Origin of the sequence: Staphylococcus sp. TE8 (assembly GCF_000692055.1) — a bacterium.
GTDB lineage: Bacteria > Bacillota > Bacilli > Staphylococcales > Staphylococcaceae > Staphylococcus > Staphylococcus capitis.
In genome coordinates this window covers 1,245,997-1,262,254 of record NZ_JMGB01000001.1, presented here as the reverse complement: position 1 = coordinate 1,262,254, position 16,258 = coordinate 1,245,997, and the positions used below count along the sequence as shown (strand labels likewise).

General features: G+C 35.9%; 18 protein-coding genes. All 18 read left to right on the top strand.

What is annotated here, in order from left to right; translation table 11 throughout:
• Window positions 1-3: 3 nt before the first annotated feature.
• Window positions 4-1,530 carry a phage portal protein gene (locus CM54_RS05880; RefSeq protein WP_037549657.1) on the top strand — a complete coding sequence of 509 codons (1,527 nt, stop codon included), beginning with the start codon at window positions 4-6 and terminating at the stop codon, window positions 1,528-1,530.
• Window positions 1,531-1,536: 6 nt separating this feature from the next.
• Window positions 1,537-2,487, top strand: a complete 951-nt coding sequence (locus CM54_RS05875) for a minor capsid protein (RefSeq protein ID WP_037549654.1) — start codon at window positions 1,537-1,539, stop codon at window positions 2,485-2,487.
• A 19-nt stretch (window positions 2,488-2,506) separates the two neighbouring features.
• On the top strand, window positions 2,507-3,052 hold the full coding sequence (locus CM54_RS05870; RefSeq protein ID WP_037549651.1) for a hypothetical protein: 546 nt from the start codon (window positions 2,507-2,509) through the stop codon (window positions 3,050-3,052).
• On the top strand, window positions 3,045-3,188 hold the full coding sequence (locus CM54_RS12730; protein WP_197018894.1) for a hypothetical protein: 144 nt from the start codon (window positions 3,045-3,047) through the stop codon (window positions 3,186-3,188). Before CM54_RS05870 ends, CM54_RS12730 begins: the two co-directional genes overlap by 8 nt.
• Before the next feature lie 169 nt (window positions 3,189-3,357).
• Window positions 3,358-3,969, top strand: coding sequence for a capsid assembly scaffolding protein Gp46 family protein (locus tag CM54_RS05865; protein WP_037549648.1), 612 nt, complete (start codon window positions 3,358-3,360; stop codon window positions 3,967-3,969).
• A 16-nt stretch (window positions 3,970-3,985) separates the two neighbouring features.
• Window positions 3,986-4,915, top strand: a complete 930-nt coding sequence (locus CM54_RS05860; protein WP_037549646.1) for a phage major capsid protein — start codon at window positions 3,986-3,988, stop codon at window positions 4,913-4,915.
• A gap of 20 nt (window positions 4,916-4,935) precedes the next feature.
• Window positions 4,936-5,205 (top strand): hypothetical protein, encoded by a 270-nt coding sequence (locus tag CM54_RS05855; protein WP_037549645.1) that lies wholly within the window; start codon window positions 4,936-4,938, stop codon window positions 5,203-5,205.
• Window position 5,206: 1 nt separating this feature from the next.
• Window positions 5,207-5,536 (top strand): phage head-tail connector protein, encoded by a 330-nt coding sequence (locus CM54_RS05850; RefSeq protein WP_037549643.1) that lies wholly within the window; start codon window positions 5,207-5,209, stop codon window positions 5,534-5,536.
• Window positions 5,533-5,835: a hypothetical protein gene (locus CM54_RS05845; RefSeq protein ID WP_037549641.1), complete on the top strand. Its 303-nt coding sequence runs from the start codon at window positions 5,533-5,535 to the stop codon at window positions 5,833-5,835. Before CM54_RS05850 ends, CM54_RS05845 begins: the two co-directional genes overlap by 4 nt.
• On the top strand, window positions 5,835-6,197 hold the full coding sequence (locus tag CM54_RS05840; RefSeq protein WP_037549639.1) for an HK97-gp10 family putative phage morphogenesis protein: 363 nt from the start codon (window positions 5,835-5,837) through the stop codon (window positions 6,195-6,197). The genes CM54_RS05845 and CM54_RS05840 overlap by 1 nt, the downstream gene beginning before the upstream one ends.
• Complete coding sequence (locus CM54_RS05835; protein ID WP_037549636.1) at window positions 6,197-6,586, top strand: hypothetical protein; 390 nt, start codon at window positions 6,197-6,199, stop codon at window positions 6,584-6,586. Before CM54_RS05840 ends, CM54_RS05835 begins: the two co-directional genes overlap by 1 nt.
• Before the next feature lie 42 nt (window positions 6,587-6,628).
• Window positions 6,629-7,186 (top strand): phage major tail protein, TP901-1 family, encoded by a 558-nt coding sequence (locus CM54_RS05830; protein ID WP_037549633.1) that lies wholly within the window; start codon window positions 6,629-6,631, stop codon window positions 7,184-7,186.
• A 64-nt stretch (window positions 7,187-7,250) separates the two neighbouring features.
• Complete coding sequence (locus CM54_RS05825; protein WP_037549630.1) at window positions 7,251-7,610, top strand: tail assembly chaperone; 360 nt, start codon at window positions 7,251-7,253, stop codon at window positions 7,608-7,610.
• A 41-nt stretch (window positions 7,611-7,651) separates the two neighbouring features.
• Window positions 7,652-7,996 (top strand): hypothetical protein, encoded by a 345-nt coding sequence (locus CM54_RS05820; RefSeq protein ID WP_037549628.1) that lies wholly within the window; start codon window positions 7,652-7,654, stop codon window positions 7,994-7,996.
• Between the two features lie 14 nt (window positions 7,997-8,010).
• Window positions 8,011-11,919 carry a tail protein gene (locus CM54_RS05815; RefSeq protein WP_037549625.1) on the top strand — a complete coding sequence of 1,303 codons (3,909 nt, stop codon included), beginning with the start codon at window positions 8,011-8,013 and terminating at the stop codon, window positions 11,917-11,919.
• 11 nt (window positions 11,920-11,930) lie between these two features.
• Entirely contained in the window at window positions 11,931-12,887 is a 957-nt protein-coding gene (locus CM54_RS05810) for a phage tail domain-containing protein (RefSeq protein WP_037549621.1), read from the top strand.
• Between the two features lie 11 nt (window positions 12,888-12,898).
• The gene (locus tag CM54_RS05805) at window positions 12,899-14,359 is read left to right on the top strand and encodes a tail tube TT1 domain-containing protein (RefSeq protein WP_037549618.1); all 1,461 of its coding nucleotides are present in this window, start codon (window positions 12,899-12,901) and stop codon (window positions 14,357-14,359) included.
• A 2-nt stretch (window positions 14,360-14,361) separates the two neighbouring features.
• Window positions 14,362-16,248 (top strand): M14 family metallopeptidase, encoded by a 1,887-nt coding sequence (locus tag CM54_RS05800; protein ID WP_037549615.1) that lies wholly within the window; start codon window positions 14,362-14,364, stop codon window positions 16,246-16,248.
• The last annotated feature ends 10 nt before the right edge of the window (window positions 16,249-16,258 follow it).

The following is a 16,258-nucleotide window of genomic DNA, read 5'->3' as shown; positions in this document are numbered from 1 at the left end:
CACATGGCACACGTAAACAATTTCGAAAGAGATATCGAACGACGACAAATGCGCGATGAAATATACAGACGCGACGCAGTTGAAACGTACAAATACGATGGCACAGTACAAGACTTGTTAGATAACCCTAACGATATCAGTGACTTCATTCGTCATCATTTAGAGGCGCAAGTTCCAAGATTACAAATGTTAGATGATTATTATCAAGGTTTAAACTTTAACATCATGCGTAACAAACGTCGGAGAGAAAAACACTTAGCAGATAATAGAGCGGCACACGATTTTGCTTCATATATCACTGACTTTATTAATGGTTATTGCTTCGGACATGCAATACAAGTGCAATCAGAAAAAGAGATGACACAAAGTAAATTAAATGAGTTACACAGTCTTAACGATGTAGATAGTCACAATCGCTCTTTAGGTTTAGACTTGTCTATCTTTGGTAGAGCTTATGAATACATTATACGTAACCAAGAAGATGAGGTTAGATTTTACAAATCAGATCCACGCAATACTTTTGTTATATATGATACCAGCGTAGAGAAGAATAGTTTGATGGCTATTAGATATTGGAAGGTATCAACAGAAGATAGCGTAGAGTTAACGGAAGTTGAAAGTAACATTTACTATGTTGATGTTATTACAGATAAAGCAACATACTTCTATGAGGCAAACAGTGTAACTAACTTAGAGCTGTCCGAGCGAAAACCACCAGAGGCACATTCATTCGGTAAAGTTACTATTACAGAGTTCAGTAACAATGAAAAACGTAGAGGAGACTTTGAGAAGGTTATTCCCCTTATTGACTTATATGATGAAGCGCAATCAGATACAGCTAACTATATGAGTGATTTAAACGATGCAATGTTGTTAATTAAAGGTAACGTTGATTTAAACGAAGAGGTAGCAACTTTACAGAAAGAAGCGAATGTATTCCATTTAGCACCTCCTGAATACGCAACAGTGGACGACAAAGTCACTGAAGGTAATGTAGACGCTCAATATATCTACAAGCAATATGATGTAAGTGGTGTTGAATCATATAAAACAAGAATTGCTAAAGATATTCATACACTTACTAACACACCAGATATGAGCGACGAGAATTTTGCTGGTCAGACCTCTGGTGAGGCCATGAAATATAAGCTATTTGGTTTAGAACAACGTACAGCAATCAAAGAAGGATTGTTCCGAAAGGGATTGGTTAGACGTTACAAGTTAGTCGGAGAAATCATGGGCGTGAATAGAGAGATAGACAAAGATAATCTCAAAGATTTAGTATTTACGTTCACTCGAAACTTACCTAAGTCAATTACAGAAGAAATGCAAATGTACATGAGTGCTGGTGGAGAAATTAGCCAACAAACACTGATGTCTCTTGTATCTTTCATAGACAATCCGCAAGATGAAGTCAAACGTATCGAGAAAGAACAAGAAGAAAAAATTAAGCACTCTGATAGTTTGATGTACAACGAACAAGATCCTGACAATGAACCTAACAACTCCAATCAACCTATTGAGGAGTGATGATCTATGACTTATTGGGATAAAAGAGCTCAAGAGATTATTGAAGATGAAACGTTGAGTGATAAGGAAATAAGCCAAGAGATTGAACGCATTGTTAACAACATGATTGACGATATAGAGAATGAGATATCTAAGTTCTATGTAAAATACGCAGACAGTGAAGGTATTAGTATTTCAGAAGCTAAAAAGAAAATTGATAACTTCGACGTTCAATCTTTTGCTAATAAAGCGAAATCATACGTTAAAAACAATGACTTTAGCGATAGAGCGAACAGAGAACTTAAACAATACAACACAGCGATGTATGTGAATAGAGAGAAGTTACTTAAAGCACAGTTAGGGCTCATTGTAACGTACTCATACGCTCGTATAGAGCAATCTATTTATAATTACATGGAATCGTCCTATTATCGCTCTCTTGAGCAACAAGCAGGTATTTTAGGCGAAACAATACATGTATCACTCAACGATGTAAAAACGATAGTTACTGCTCCATTTCAAAACTCTAACTGGTCACGTCGTTTATGGCGTGATATGAAAGTAGTTAGACACCATGTTGAGAAAGCGACAAGTCAAGTATTACTTAGAGGTCGCCATCCTTACGAATTCGTAAAAGAATTTAGAAAAGAAACTGGCAATAGTACGTATGAGATAAGACGTTTACTCATAACAGAAACTGCTAGAGTGCAAACGTTAGCTGCAAAGCGTCATATGTTAGAACAACATGGACCTGACGCAGAATATGAATATCACGCTAAGATTGATGGTAAGACAACAAAGACGTGCAGAGGATTAAACAAAAAAGTTTTCAAAGTTAAAGATATGCAACCTGGTGTAAACGCTCCGCCTATGCATCCTTTTTGTCGGAGTTCTGTCGCGCCACACATCAATCCTGATTGGCGTGATAAGTTCTTTGAAGAGCGCGAAGGAAGATATTTCGGAGGCGTTGTTAAGTGATTAAAAGGAGGTGTTGTAAATGCCAGATGATAATAATCTTACAAATACACCGCCAGTTACTAATGAAGGTGTAGCAGAAGAAATTGTAGATAATTCCATAGGCGACTATGAAGATGCTGATTGGGAAGAAGAAGAAGTCATCGATACAGACTTTAGCGATGAAGAAGATTCAGAATATGAAGATGACTTTATGGATCCAGACGACGAAGAATTTGAAGAAGAGAATTGGGAAGAAGATTACGATTTTTCAGATGACTTTGATCAAGAAGATTTAGATTTCTTAGAGGGACTTGGTGGTCCTGGAGATGAAATAGAAGAAGAGTACGAAGAGGATTACGAAACAGAAGAAGGTCTTTATGATGTAACTGAACTTGATGGTGACACAATCGATGAGTATGACAAGTACGATGAAAGTTACTTGCAAGATAGATTAGATGATGTGTATGACGAATACAATCAGATATTTAATAAAGAGCCTTCTGACATCATTAAAGATAGTATGACAACACAAGAAAAAATAGACAAAATTGTTGATGCAATTCAAGAGGGTGGTAGTGGTGTATAACGAACGTATTGCTGCAGCTCTTGAAGGCATTCACAAAGAACTCAAGCGTCTGAATGACACAAACCCTAGTAACCGAGCACAAGCGAAACCTAAGCAAGATAAAAAGAAATCATTTGAACCAAAGAATTTTATTTAAACTATGACCTAAGTAAGTCATTAAACTGCTAATAACGTAATCAACTGGATTAATACAATGTAATAAACATAGATATCAGCACACTTTATTGGGCTTAATTGCACTATAATGGGTGCTTTTTTTATGCGTAAAATCATTTGTATTAGGACTGTTTGAAAGGACGATATAAATGAATGAAATTAAACGATTAAAGCTAAATTTACAGCATTTCGCTGAAGATGATTCAAACAATAACCAAGAAACAGAAGAAACAAAGGAAAATAGTCAAAACAGTGATGACAAAAAGGTTTTTGAATTAACTCAAAGCGAGTTGGATAGTCAAAAACATAAAGCTGTAAATACAGCACTAGCAAATCAAGAGAAAAAATTCGAACAAAGGTTAAAAGAAGCTGTTGAAAATGCGCGTTCTGAAGGCGAAAGCTACGCTAAGTTAACTGAAAAAGAGAAGAAAGACAAAGAATTTGAGAAACGCGAACAAGCCTTAGCAGAAAAGGAAAAGGAATTCAGATTACGTGAACTCAAAGCTGATGTGGAGAATGACCTTAAAGACAAAGGTTTACCTACTTCATTTGCAGAGTCACTAATCCATTTGGAAGATAACGAAAAAATCAATGAAGTTGTCAACGCGATTAAGGAAGATTTCGACAGAGCAGTTCAAGAACAAGTAAAAGAAGCTACTCGTCAATCAACGCCGTCTGGACAACGAAGTGATGTATCTAGTAACAAAAAGACAAGCGATAGTTTTGCAGAAATAGCAAGACAAAATAGAATAATTCAATAAATTGGAGGCATTATAAATGGCAAACGTAAAACCACAAAATTTCAATCCAGATAATGTAATGATGCATGAGCACAAAGAAGGGGAATTATTAAACGATTTCAACGAGCCTATTCTTTTAGATGTATTACAAAACTCTAAAATCATGCAATTAGGTAAATACCAAGATATGGGCGGAAAGTCAGAGAAAAAGTTCACTTACTGGGCAGATAAACCAGGCGCTTACTGGGTAGGAGAAGGTCAAAAAATCCAAACTTCTAAACCTAGCTTACTTGAGGCGTCTATGCGTTCTCATAAATTAGGTGTTATCATCGTTGCTTCTCGTGAATACTTAAACTACACTTACTCTCGTTTCTTCGAAGCAATGAAACCTCAAATTGCTGAACAGTTCTATAAAAAGTTTGACGAAGCAGGTTTATTAAATGTAGATAATCCATTCAAACAATCAGTAGAACAATCAGCTACTGCAGCTAACAATGTAGTAAAAGGTGATATCACTTTAAAAAATATCTTTGCTTTAGAGGACACTTTATTAGAAGATGATGTTGAAGCTAACGCTTTCTTATCTAAAACACAAAATCGCACTGCATTACGTGGAGTTCGTGATGAAGATACTAAAGAAAGCTATTATGACCGTGCTAACAACACACTAGACGGACTACCAGTTGTTGACCTTAAATCAGATCAATTTAAAAAAGGCGACTTATACGCTGGGGACTTCAACAAAGTGTTCTACGGAATTCCTTACAACATGTCTTACAAAATTTCAGAAGATGGTCAATTATCAACTGTACAAAATGCTGACGGCTCACCAGTAAACTTATTCGAACAAGAATTAATTGCTTTACGTGTAACTATGGATGTTGCATTCCATATTGCAGATGACAAAGCATTCGCTAAATTAACAGCTGGTACTGCTTCAACTGGTGGAAATACTGAAACCGTATAATTAATCTAGGAGGTCTTACAATGGCTTATTCTTACAAAGTAGTTCGACCGTTCGTAGATAAAGAAGATGGTAAAGAATATAAAGTAGGAGATGAATTCTCCACTGATATTACTAATGAACGTATCGAACAACTATTCCATAAACAAAACGTATATAACGAGCAATATATCGCTTTAGATGTTGATGCTAAAGCAACAAAAGCTGAATTGTTAGAAATAGCTAAAAAACATGGCGTAGACGTATCTAAGGACGATACAAAAGCGGTAATTATAAAAACGTTGGAGGGATAACATGGCTACATTAAAAAATGTAAAAATGTTACTCTCTATCGATGATGATAAGCAAGATGAACTACTCAAAATAATCATAAACAATACAGAAAAGCGTTTGGTTAGTTTGCTTCCTATCGATATAGAAGAAGTTCCAGAACGATTGGAATACATTATCGAAGAAGTATCAGTCAAACGCTTTAATCGTGTTGGCGCCGAAGGAATGACGCAAGAAAGTATTGATGGACGTTCTAATACTTTTCAAAGTAATGATTTTGATGAGTATATGGATGTTATTGATGCTTTGTTTCCAAAAGAGACAAGTAAACGTGGTAGAGGTGTTTTCTATTGAGATACAACAAGCGCGTTTCATTTTCTAAGGAAACAAAAGGCAGTTACAACCCTAAAACAAGTAAGTACGATGTTAAGGAACAAGTGTACAACGAAGTTCCTTGTAACGTTTCTCCTTTATCCCCGCAACGTACTAATCTTGAGTATGGAGATGTAACCAAAGATATTAACGTCATTCGCTTAAATGGTCGTTTTGAACCAAAAGTGACTCATGCTTATATCAAAGATTCAAAGTACATTATCACTAAACGTATCGACTATGAACATGACACTGTATTCTATGCTGAGGAGGTTAAATAGTGGCTGGAGATATCGATGCTCTAATTAGAAAGCTAGATCGAATGCACAGTAGCATTGATGATGACATTGACGAAGTTCTCAAAAACAATGCTGGCGAGTTTGCTAAAGATACTGTTGTGAGTGCTAAGTCAGTAATGAATAAAGGTTACTGGACAGGAAATTTAGCTAGAATGATCAGAGATACAAAAATTGGCGATATGAAGTATGCTATTACCTCTAATGCAGGATATAGTTCGTTCCTTGAATATGGTACGCGTTACATGGCTCCTGAAACGTTTATGTTCCCTGTTTATGAAAGATACACTCGAAAAGTCAGAGAGGACCTCGAGAAATTAATAAACGGTAAAACGGGGGGCATGTAATGAAACAATCAGCTAAACTTCAACTATTCAATTACTTATACGAAAAATTTAGTGAACTTGGTGTCCCTGTTATTGAAACAAAAGAGTTAAATCAAGAGTTGCCTTATCCCTTCATCGCTATTCAAACTACTACAGATAGCATGAACGTATTAACTTTTGACAGTTTCGGTGGTAATCCTACTGCTACTGTTCATTTGTGGGGATTAGATGATGATAAAGGGATAAACGATAACTTGCTTATGCAAGCTCAAAATATCATGTTAGATGATATTCAACTCGATGGTTTTAGTTTGTTTAATCCACAGTTAGATATCAACGAAGCTATCGAAATAGAAAGTAATCAAGCATTATCACATATAACAATAAATATTGAATACACAAGTCATTAATTGGCTTGTTTTTTTATACAATTTTTTAGGAGGGCAAAACCTATGGCAATTAAACAAGGTACTGATGAGTTAGTCTTGATTCGTAAGGCTGGCGATAAAAAAGATGCAAATAAAGTAATGTGGGTAACAGAATTAGAACGCGAAACTGAAAAAGATAGAGATACAGAAGCCACAGTTGATGGTCCTGTTAACTCCGGAGGTACTTTAGAGTCTACTGTAACTATCACTTGCTACATGAACCAAGATGATACGTTATGCGATGAAATCGAGGACGCTACAGAAGAAGATGTACCATATGAATTATGGGTAATTAACAAAAAAGTGAAAAATTCGGAAGGTAAATACAAAGCTGAATATCGTCAAGGTTATTGGAATAGTATTGACCGTACAAATGACGCTGATGATATCGCAGAATTTGAAACAGAATTTGGCGTATATCTCAAAAAGAAACGTGGATGGGCTACTTTACCAGAACAAATCGAGAAAAACAAAGCAGCTTATGGCTTCCACGATACTGTTGCTGCAGATCCTGCGAACGATGGTCTTGCTTCAGAAGATATCCCACAACCTAACCAACCTAGCACAGTAGAAAGTGTATAACAATGAGGGCTTCAAAGCCCTCTTTTCTTTTTGACTAATAAAATAAAGTGAGGTAATTAAAAATATGGAAATCAAATTTAACGGTAAAACAATCGAATTATCATTTGGATTAAAGTTCTTAAACATCATTGATAAAGAAATGGGAATGGAAGCTGAACAAGTTAACTTTGGTAAAGGTACAGAAATGTTAGTACCTGCATTAGAAAGCCACAGTGTAGTAGATGTTGCAAAAGTGATTAAAGCTGCAACAGCACAAGAAAAAGGCGCTCCTAAAACAGAAAAAGACTTAGAAGAAGTTGTTGAGAATGTTATTGAAAATACAGGACTTGAAGAATTTTGTAACCAAGTTATCGAGGAACTGGGAAAGCGTGTTTTAACCCAAAACCTCGTTCCGAAAAAATACAAAAAGAACAGCAAGAAGTAGAGGAAGAACTTTTAACGTTTGATCGTATTGTTATCTTATGCATGAGTAAGCTCAAAATCTATGATTTAGATGTTATAGAGCGAATGACACTTAGAGAGTTTAACTATCGTATGTACGCCTTAGAATATGAACAACTAGATAGAGATATGGATATGTACAAACTAGCATTTGCTATTAGAGACGCGGCTGCGGAGAAAAAGAAACGTGGTGGTAAAAAAGAAGAGACAGAATATCGTTTCAAAAGTGCCGATGATATTATGCACTATCAAGAAAACATTCAACGATTAAACAAAGGCGAACCCGTCAAATTCGCTTCAGAAGCCAAATTTGAGGAAAACAAACCACCTAAAGACTTACTACAACAAATTGCAGAATTAAATAAATAAGGAGGTGGGAACACGTGGCAGAAGCTAATTACAGTATTAAGGCGACAATAGAAGCTAACGCTAAGAAATTTAAAAGTGCTATACAGGCAGCTAAAAATACCGCAGAGCGTTTCAAAGGTACTATGGAGAAGATTAAAGACAATGAAATAGACGCTGATTCATCTGGTGTTAAAAGAGCGGTAGAAAGTGCTAAGTCAGCTATGGAATCATTTAACAACACTAAAGCAGAAGGTAACTTAGATGTCGATATTGATGAAGTTAAATCTAAAGTTGCTATCGCAGAAGAATACGTAAGAAAATTCGACGCTTACAGAGGAGACGCTGAACTTGACGCTAATGTAACGAGCGCAAAAGCTAACATCGAAGAAGCACAAGCATATTTAGAACGCTTTGACGGTTCAACAGCTAATGCACATGCCGATGTGGACGCTAGAAGAGCAATTACAACATTATCAAAGTTACAGATAGACCTAGATGCGTTTGATGGTAACTCTTACAGTGCTCATTTAGATGCAGATGCTACAAAAGCTCGTGTAGCTATAGCAGAAGCTAAGAAGTCGCTCAATAGTTTTGCGAGACAAAAAGCAAAAGCTACTGTCGAAGTTAACGAAGGCGCTGCTGTATCTAAGATTTTAGCACTTAAAGCAATGTTACGTTCAATTCCAAATAAAGTCCATACTAGGCTCGAGGTTGATGGTAAAGGTGCATCGAACGTGCTAAAAACATTTAGAGCAGGTATAGATGATTATAGTAATGCAATGGACCGCCTAGCAAATGACATTCGTACCACAGGAACTGTATTCGGCAATATGATAAAAGGCTCAATGTTATCTAACATATCTTTATTAGTACCTGCAATAGCTTCATTAGTACCTGCGTTAATGGCAGTTATGAACGCAGCAGGTGTGGTTGCTGGTGGTGCTCTAGGAATGGCACAGGCATTTGGTACTGCATATGCTGGTGTTGGTTTATTTGCTGGTATGGCAGTCAGTGCTTTAGACATGCTCAAAAAAGGTACTTTAGAAGCTACAGCAGAAACACAAAGATATCAATCGGCATTAAATAGTTTGCAAAGCGCGTGGGAAGGCATAATTAAACAAAATCAATCTCAAATATTTAATACATTAGCAAATGGTATTGATACTGCAAAAGCTGCATTACAAGGATTAACACCTTTTATCTCTGGAGTGTCAAAAGGCATGGAACAAGCTAGTGCTAAAATGCTTGATTGGGTTAAAAACTCACAAGTTGCACAAAGTTTCTTTGAAATGATGGGTACAACAGGTGTAAGAATATTCAACAACATGTTAAGTGCAGCAGGTCAATTTGGTAGTGGGATTATTAGTGTTCTCACTCAACTAGCGCCACTTGCTGAGTGGGTTTCAGCTGGATTTAAGAAAATGGGCGCTGCGTTTAACTCGTGGGCTCAATCTACCGAAGGCCAAAATGCTATTAAATCGTTTATTGAATATACAAAACAGAATTTACCGTTAATAGGTCAGATATTTGGTAATACTTTCAAAGGTATATTCAACCTTATGAAAGCATTCGCACCTAATACTCACTCTATTTTAGAATCACTTGCTCAAATGTCTGAGAAATTTGCTTCTTGGAGTGCTACTGTTGCTAAGTCAGACGGATTTAAGAAGTTTATAGCATATGTTCAAGAGAATGGTCCTAAATTACTTCAATTATTAGGTAATTTAGTGATGATTATCATTAATGTCGCAACTGCAATGGCGCCTCTAGCGTCAGTAGTTTTAAACGTAGCTCTAGCTGTAACTGATTTCATCAAGAATCTTACTGCAGCTAATCCTATAATCGGAATGATGTTAGGTATATTAGCCACACTAGGTGGCGCGTTTATGGCCCTTTATCCGGCTATTCAGTTTGTTATAAGAGTTATTGGCCCATTATTCGAATTATTAGGTGGTTTTAGCGGCATAGCTAGCATTATAACAGGAGCTGTCGAAGGTATAGGCGCAGCATTTGCATTTCTAACTGGTCCAGTTGGCATTATTATTGGTTTGGTTGCTGCAGTAATCGCTATATTCGTTGCTTTATGGAACTCATCATCGGTATTACGTAATGCAGTAATAGGAGCATGGAACGCTATTAAAAGTGCTGTTGGAGCAGCAATACAAGCTGTCATCGGTTTCTTAGGAGACCTATTAGGACGTGCTCAAGAAATATTAGCGCCATTAGCACCTATTTTCCAACAAACTTGGAATGATATCGTTTCAATTGTAGAAGCAGCAGTTACAGTTATTGCACCAATGATCAAACAAGCATTTAATACTGTTGTTGCAGTGGTTAAGGTAGCTTGGGAAATTATAAAGGCAGTTATTAAAATTGCGATGGAAGTCATTCTTGGCACTATAACTGCATTTCTTCAGTTATTATCTGGAGATTGGCGCGGTGCTTGGCAAACAATTTCTAAAGCAGGTGCTGAAATCTGGAAAGCTATCGTTGAAATGGCTAAGAATATTTGGGGCATTTTAGGAGATTACTTAAAACAATCATGGCAAAACATTGTAGATGGCTTTAGCGCAATATTTGGTCCATTAGCTAGCATAGCAGGTGCAATTTGGAACGGTATTGTTAACGTTGTTAAAACTGTAGTTACTGGTTTAGTCTCGTTCTTAGCTAATCTATGGACATCTATCGTTAGTATGGCTCAAATGCAATGGAGCATACTTACTACAGTAGCGCAAACTATTTGGAATGCCATCGTCACGGTAATCACAACCGTAGTCACTACTTTAGTTACAATTCTATCTACCATTTGGACGACAATCGTAACTGTAGCGCAGACAATTTGGACGACCCTAGTTACAATAGCACAAACTATTTGGACGGCCATTGTCACAGTGATAACTACAATAATTTCAACTTTAGTTACAATTATTACTACAGTTTGGACGGCAATTGTTACAGTTACACAAACAATTTGGACGGTTCTTGTTACTATCGCACAAACTATTTGGACTGCGATATCAACTGTGGTCATGACTATTGTTAACATCATCGTTACTATCGTTACAACAGCTTGGACAACGATTTCAACTGTAACTTCTACTATATTTGGTGTTATTTCTACCATAGTATCTACTATATGGAATGTTATCAAAGGAATTATACAAGTTGTGTCTGCGATTATCGTTGGTATCGTTACTGGAAATTGGTCGAGATTAAGCGCTATTACAAGTTCTATTATGACTTCGATTTCTTCTTTAATTTCATCTTTATGGAATTTAATTAAAAGCACAATTATAAATGCTGTAATGGGTGCTGTTCATGCAGCAGTTAGCGGATTTATGAATATGCTTAGTTCTATAGGTTCAGCTATGCATGGCATAGTAAGTTCAGTAGTAAATGGATTTATGAATGTGGTCAATACTGTTAGAAATGGCGTTAACAACGCGGTAAATGCTGTTCGTAGCTTTGTCGGTGGTATGATAAGCGCCGGACTTGATTTAATGCATGGATTAGTTAACGGTATTATGAATGGTATGTCTTGGGTAGTTAATGCTGCAAGAAATGTAGCACAAAAAGCCGTAAATGCTGCTAAAAGCGCATTAGGCATTCACTCTCCATCAAAAGTGTTCAAAGGAATTGGTGGTTACACAATGGAAGGTTTCGCTATTGGTATTAATAGTGAAGGAAAAAGTGTGATATCAGGCATGGGTGCAATGGCTCAAAGAGTATCTGATGCTTTTGATCCAAGTCTAAATGTACCAAGTATACAAAGAGACCTTAAGAGTGCGAGCGCATCAGCTAATGCTAATATCACTCATACTCACGAATATAAAACAAATCCATCACAACGCGTTGTAACTGTAAAAATGGATGTTAACAACGACGCTTTAACTCATATTGTCAACGGACAAAATGCAGATAGAGATGCAACATTCACATTCTAGGAGGTCAGGCAATGGATTTAGAAATCAAACAAAAAGATGGAAATAAATATAAGTTGTCTGACTTCGGTTTTCGAGTGAAAGATATTGTCATCGAAAGTCCGGAGATAGAGGACAACTATGAAACAAAAGAAAACACAAGTGGTCGTATGTTACTTAGCAGTCAGTATCGTAAAAGAAAAATTACGATACCCTGCTATGTAGTTAGTACGAAACTTAATGATATACCAAGATTAAGAGATAAATTTTATGATTTGACTGTTAACACCGAGCCCGTTTGGATAAGAGAGCTTAGGTACGCAGAAGAACATAACTACAGTTTTTTACAACCTACTGAAGAAGATTATCAATCATATGACAAATACGGTTATCCAATATTTGATCATAATATGATGAATGATAATTTTTACACTAGTGGTAAACAATATCAGGTTAAATGCTCATCTGTTATAACTCCAGAAAACAAGGATAAAGTTATTAATTTTGATTTAGTTTTCGAAACGATTGAGATACCATTTGCCGAAAGTATAGGAACTTCATTGGACTTAGAAAACAAGCCTAATAAAGCGCTGTGGTCTAATGACATGCTAGTTCCATTTGACGAAGAAAGTGACAAGAGAACTTATACTTTTACTAATTGTTGGAATAACAGTGTTTATTACCACGGAAATGTTCCTAATAATGAGTTTAAACTTTACAAAAAAGTAACAATCATTCTAGGTAAAAGTGTAAGCAGTAAAGAAAGTTTTCAGTTCACATTAGGGAAATCGGATTACATGAAAATTAGTAATATAAACCTTAAAAAAGGCGATAAAATCGTGTATGACGGTGTTCAAACATGGCGTAATGGAACCCCAATCAATCATCGTTGTTCTAATGCACAACCTAAGTTTTATCCTGGTTGGAATGATTTCGCCTTTAACCAACAAGTTAAATCAGTAACGTTCGATATGAAATTTTATTATAAGTAGGTGGTTATTAAATGCCAGTATTATTTAGCCCGATAAGAGGTATAGGAGAGCCAGTCTATGTTACTACAACTACCACATCTAAATTAGGTTCTGAAACAGTTGTACAGTGTAAATTACTTGAAGATAAATATAACTATAACGTTATACGTGGGATTGATAAGCGTTGGTCGTTAACACAACTTACTGGACCTAACGACAAAAGAGAGTATGTTGCTTATATCATCGATAGACAAACACATGGTAGAAATCAAGAAGTTACTGTAACACTTAGAGAAAAGCCAATAGATATCATTAAGAGAAAAAGAGTATATGACAAAATAGACGGGCCACATAAACCACCAGACTTTTTTGAGAAAATATTCAAAGGTACTGGTCTTAAATACAAAGTGCCTAGTAATTTATTTGTATCTGAAATTAAAGACTCTGGCGAGGGAGAAAGTGTCGAAGATTTACTAAAAAAAGGTTTAGAGGCATGGGACTTAGAGTTTGATATACATCATGATTACAAAACAAACACATATACTTTTGAATTTACGCCATATTTAGAAAAAAGAGCAACTTATCATATAGACGATGAAATTAACGCCAACAATATGAAATTAGAAGAAGATAGTGGTCAAATGTATACCTATGTTAAAGGGTACGGTTCATATACTGATGAAGAGGGTTTAGATGGTGCAGGTCTTATTGTTGAATTTGAGCACCCTAATATGAAAGATTACGGTAGATTTGATGCACCACCAGTTAAAGATGGTTCTATTACTGATCCAGATATTATGCGTGCTAGATTACAAGCAGTCATTAATTCGTCTATAAAGCGCTCTTTAACTTTAGACTTTATAGCTTTGCGACAACATTATCCTAATGCAGTGCCTAGAGTTGCAGACATTGTAAAAGTTAAGCACTCTATACTTGGCATCAATGAGTTTATGAGAATAGTCGAAGTTAAGACTATTAGAGACGCTGAAAATAAGATAGTAAAACAAGACGTAACTTTAGGAGATTTCAATCGTCACAACCGCTATTTAGAACGAATTAGTCAAGCAGCACAAGTTGTAGGTGGTTTAGGTGGAGGATTTGCCAATTCATATCGAACAACATACGCAAAAGCAAATGCTGCTATCACTTCCACTCGAAAGTCTATTGATTCTAATAAAGCACTACACGGCAATGAGAATGGAATTAGAGCGATTGTAGAAAAAGATCACATACTTGAATATAACAGGAACGGAAAATTCAGAGTGTCTCATGACCGAGGAAAAACATGGCAAGTCATTGCTAGTGCTAAAAGTGGATTTAATAAGTATGTGATACCTAAAGCAACTGATAAAGTATCTGGCTTAATGAGTAACAATGATAAAAAGAAAGTAGACAGACTCCATTACAATCGACTTAAAATGCAAGGCGAAGACGGCAAGTACTATAACATTACGATAGATAAAGACGGAAAACTACAAGTTAAGGAGGCGTAGCAATGCGTAAAACAATATATACCAAGCTAGATACTTTATTTAGTTCACGGTATGTGAGAGAAAATGAACTCAATTACATTGCTATACGAGACATGCTAACTAATATTGAAGAAATATTAGTAAAGCATGGTAAAACCGAAAAGCAAGCTCATAACTCTGAACAAATTGTATATAGATTGCCTACTGGTCCTAATGTTACTGTAGGACAAGAATTAGGATATCAAAGTAAACGTATTAGAAATTTAGTATTAGGAACAATTGGTAATGGTCTACAAGAAGTGAGAGACAGTCGTACATCAATTGACGCTCAAAACTTCCCTATACTTTCAGAAAGATTAAGACATGACTTTACTAGAATAGATGAGAAAGTAGATAAAGAGATGAATGTAGCTGATGATGCTACTTATCTGTTTACGCCCCCATTTATCGCTAGTGCAGAACAAGGTGTTAATGAAACACCTAACAATAATGATCCTGACGATAACCGAAAAGTATTTTATGATAAATTTATTGATAACAACTACGTGACGAGAAAATATGTAGGTAAAGATCAAAGTAATCAGTACAACGTTTATGCTTATGACTTCAAACCTCAAAACTATACAAAAACCTTGCTCATCACATCATGTATACACGGCAATGAATATAGCGCTTTTTACGCTTTAAGTCGCTTTATGGATTTAGTTGTTAACGAATGGAACAAATATTCTCAACTCGCTTATATACGTAAAAACGTGCGTATTGTCATGGTTCCTATCGTAAATCCATGGGGGTTTGCTAATCAAGAACGTGAAAATGTAAATAATGTCGATTTAAACCGTAACTTTGACTACTATTGGTCAAATGGTAGTGGTACACGTTCTACTGGTAAAAACTATAAAGGTTCAAAACCTTTTAGCGAGAGAGAAAGTAGAAACATGAAAGCGTTAGTAGAAGGTTTAGGAGATATTACAGCTCACGTCGATTGTCATAATATTATTTCACAAGTAAGTGACTATTGTTTATTCTATCCACGTTTTGCTAACCAACCTAACAATGTGATGACTGAAATGCTTTCAGAAATATCTGATCATGGGGATTATGTAACTTGGGGTTCAAGTACATTAGCCTCATTTAGTAACTGGGTAGGTATTAAGCATGGTACAACCTCTTTCTTACCTGAAGTGTACGAAGGCAGAGCTGGAAAACCTAGAGGCGCTCAAGAGATGTGGCGTTCAGTTTATTACTTAGGAAATATTATCTCCAAACTATCAAAACTAGACACTAACAAAGAAGGTAGAATTGCAAATCAACCTATTGTTAAGTCATTAGTTTATAGTAGTAGATTTGATAAAAAAGATACTAAGCCTTTTTCACTTATCGCTAAAAAAGATTATCAACGTATGTTAATGACACAACAACGTTTCCAAGTCACAGCTAATGGTTTTGTAGAGTTAAATGGTTCTATTACTGTTGAAGTTGATAGAGATACAACGATAGCTGTAGCACCTTATGTAGTACAAAACTATCATTCGTACAGCGGTAACGGGAAAAGTAGAAGACGTCACTTATACAGAGTGAGAATGCCAGTTAAAAAAGGATGGCATACTATCCCACTTCATGCAATCGCTCCTGTTCAATACTCTACAACAAGCCCGAACAAAGTACACAGTTCTAACGAAGTAATGGGAGTTGTAGATATTTTAAGAACAAAAGGTGTAGCTAGAGTTAGAAATATGATTATTAACCTCACTTTCACACCATCACATTCACACACAGCAGTTCAAATTCTTAAATCTGGTGGGTATGGTAACCAAAAAGAGAAAACATTCCATCAAGTTTATCCTAATAAACCAAGCGCATATACTAAGACAAACAAAATTATTCATAAAACTAAAAAGAAAAAATAAGGAGGCTTCA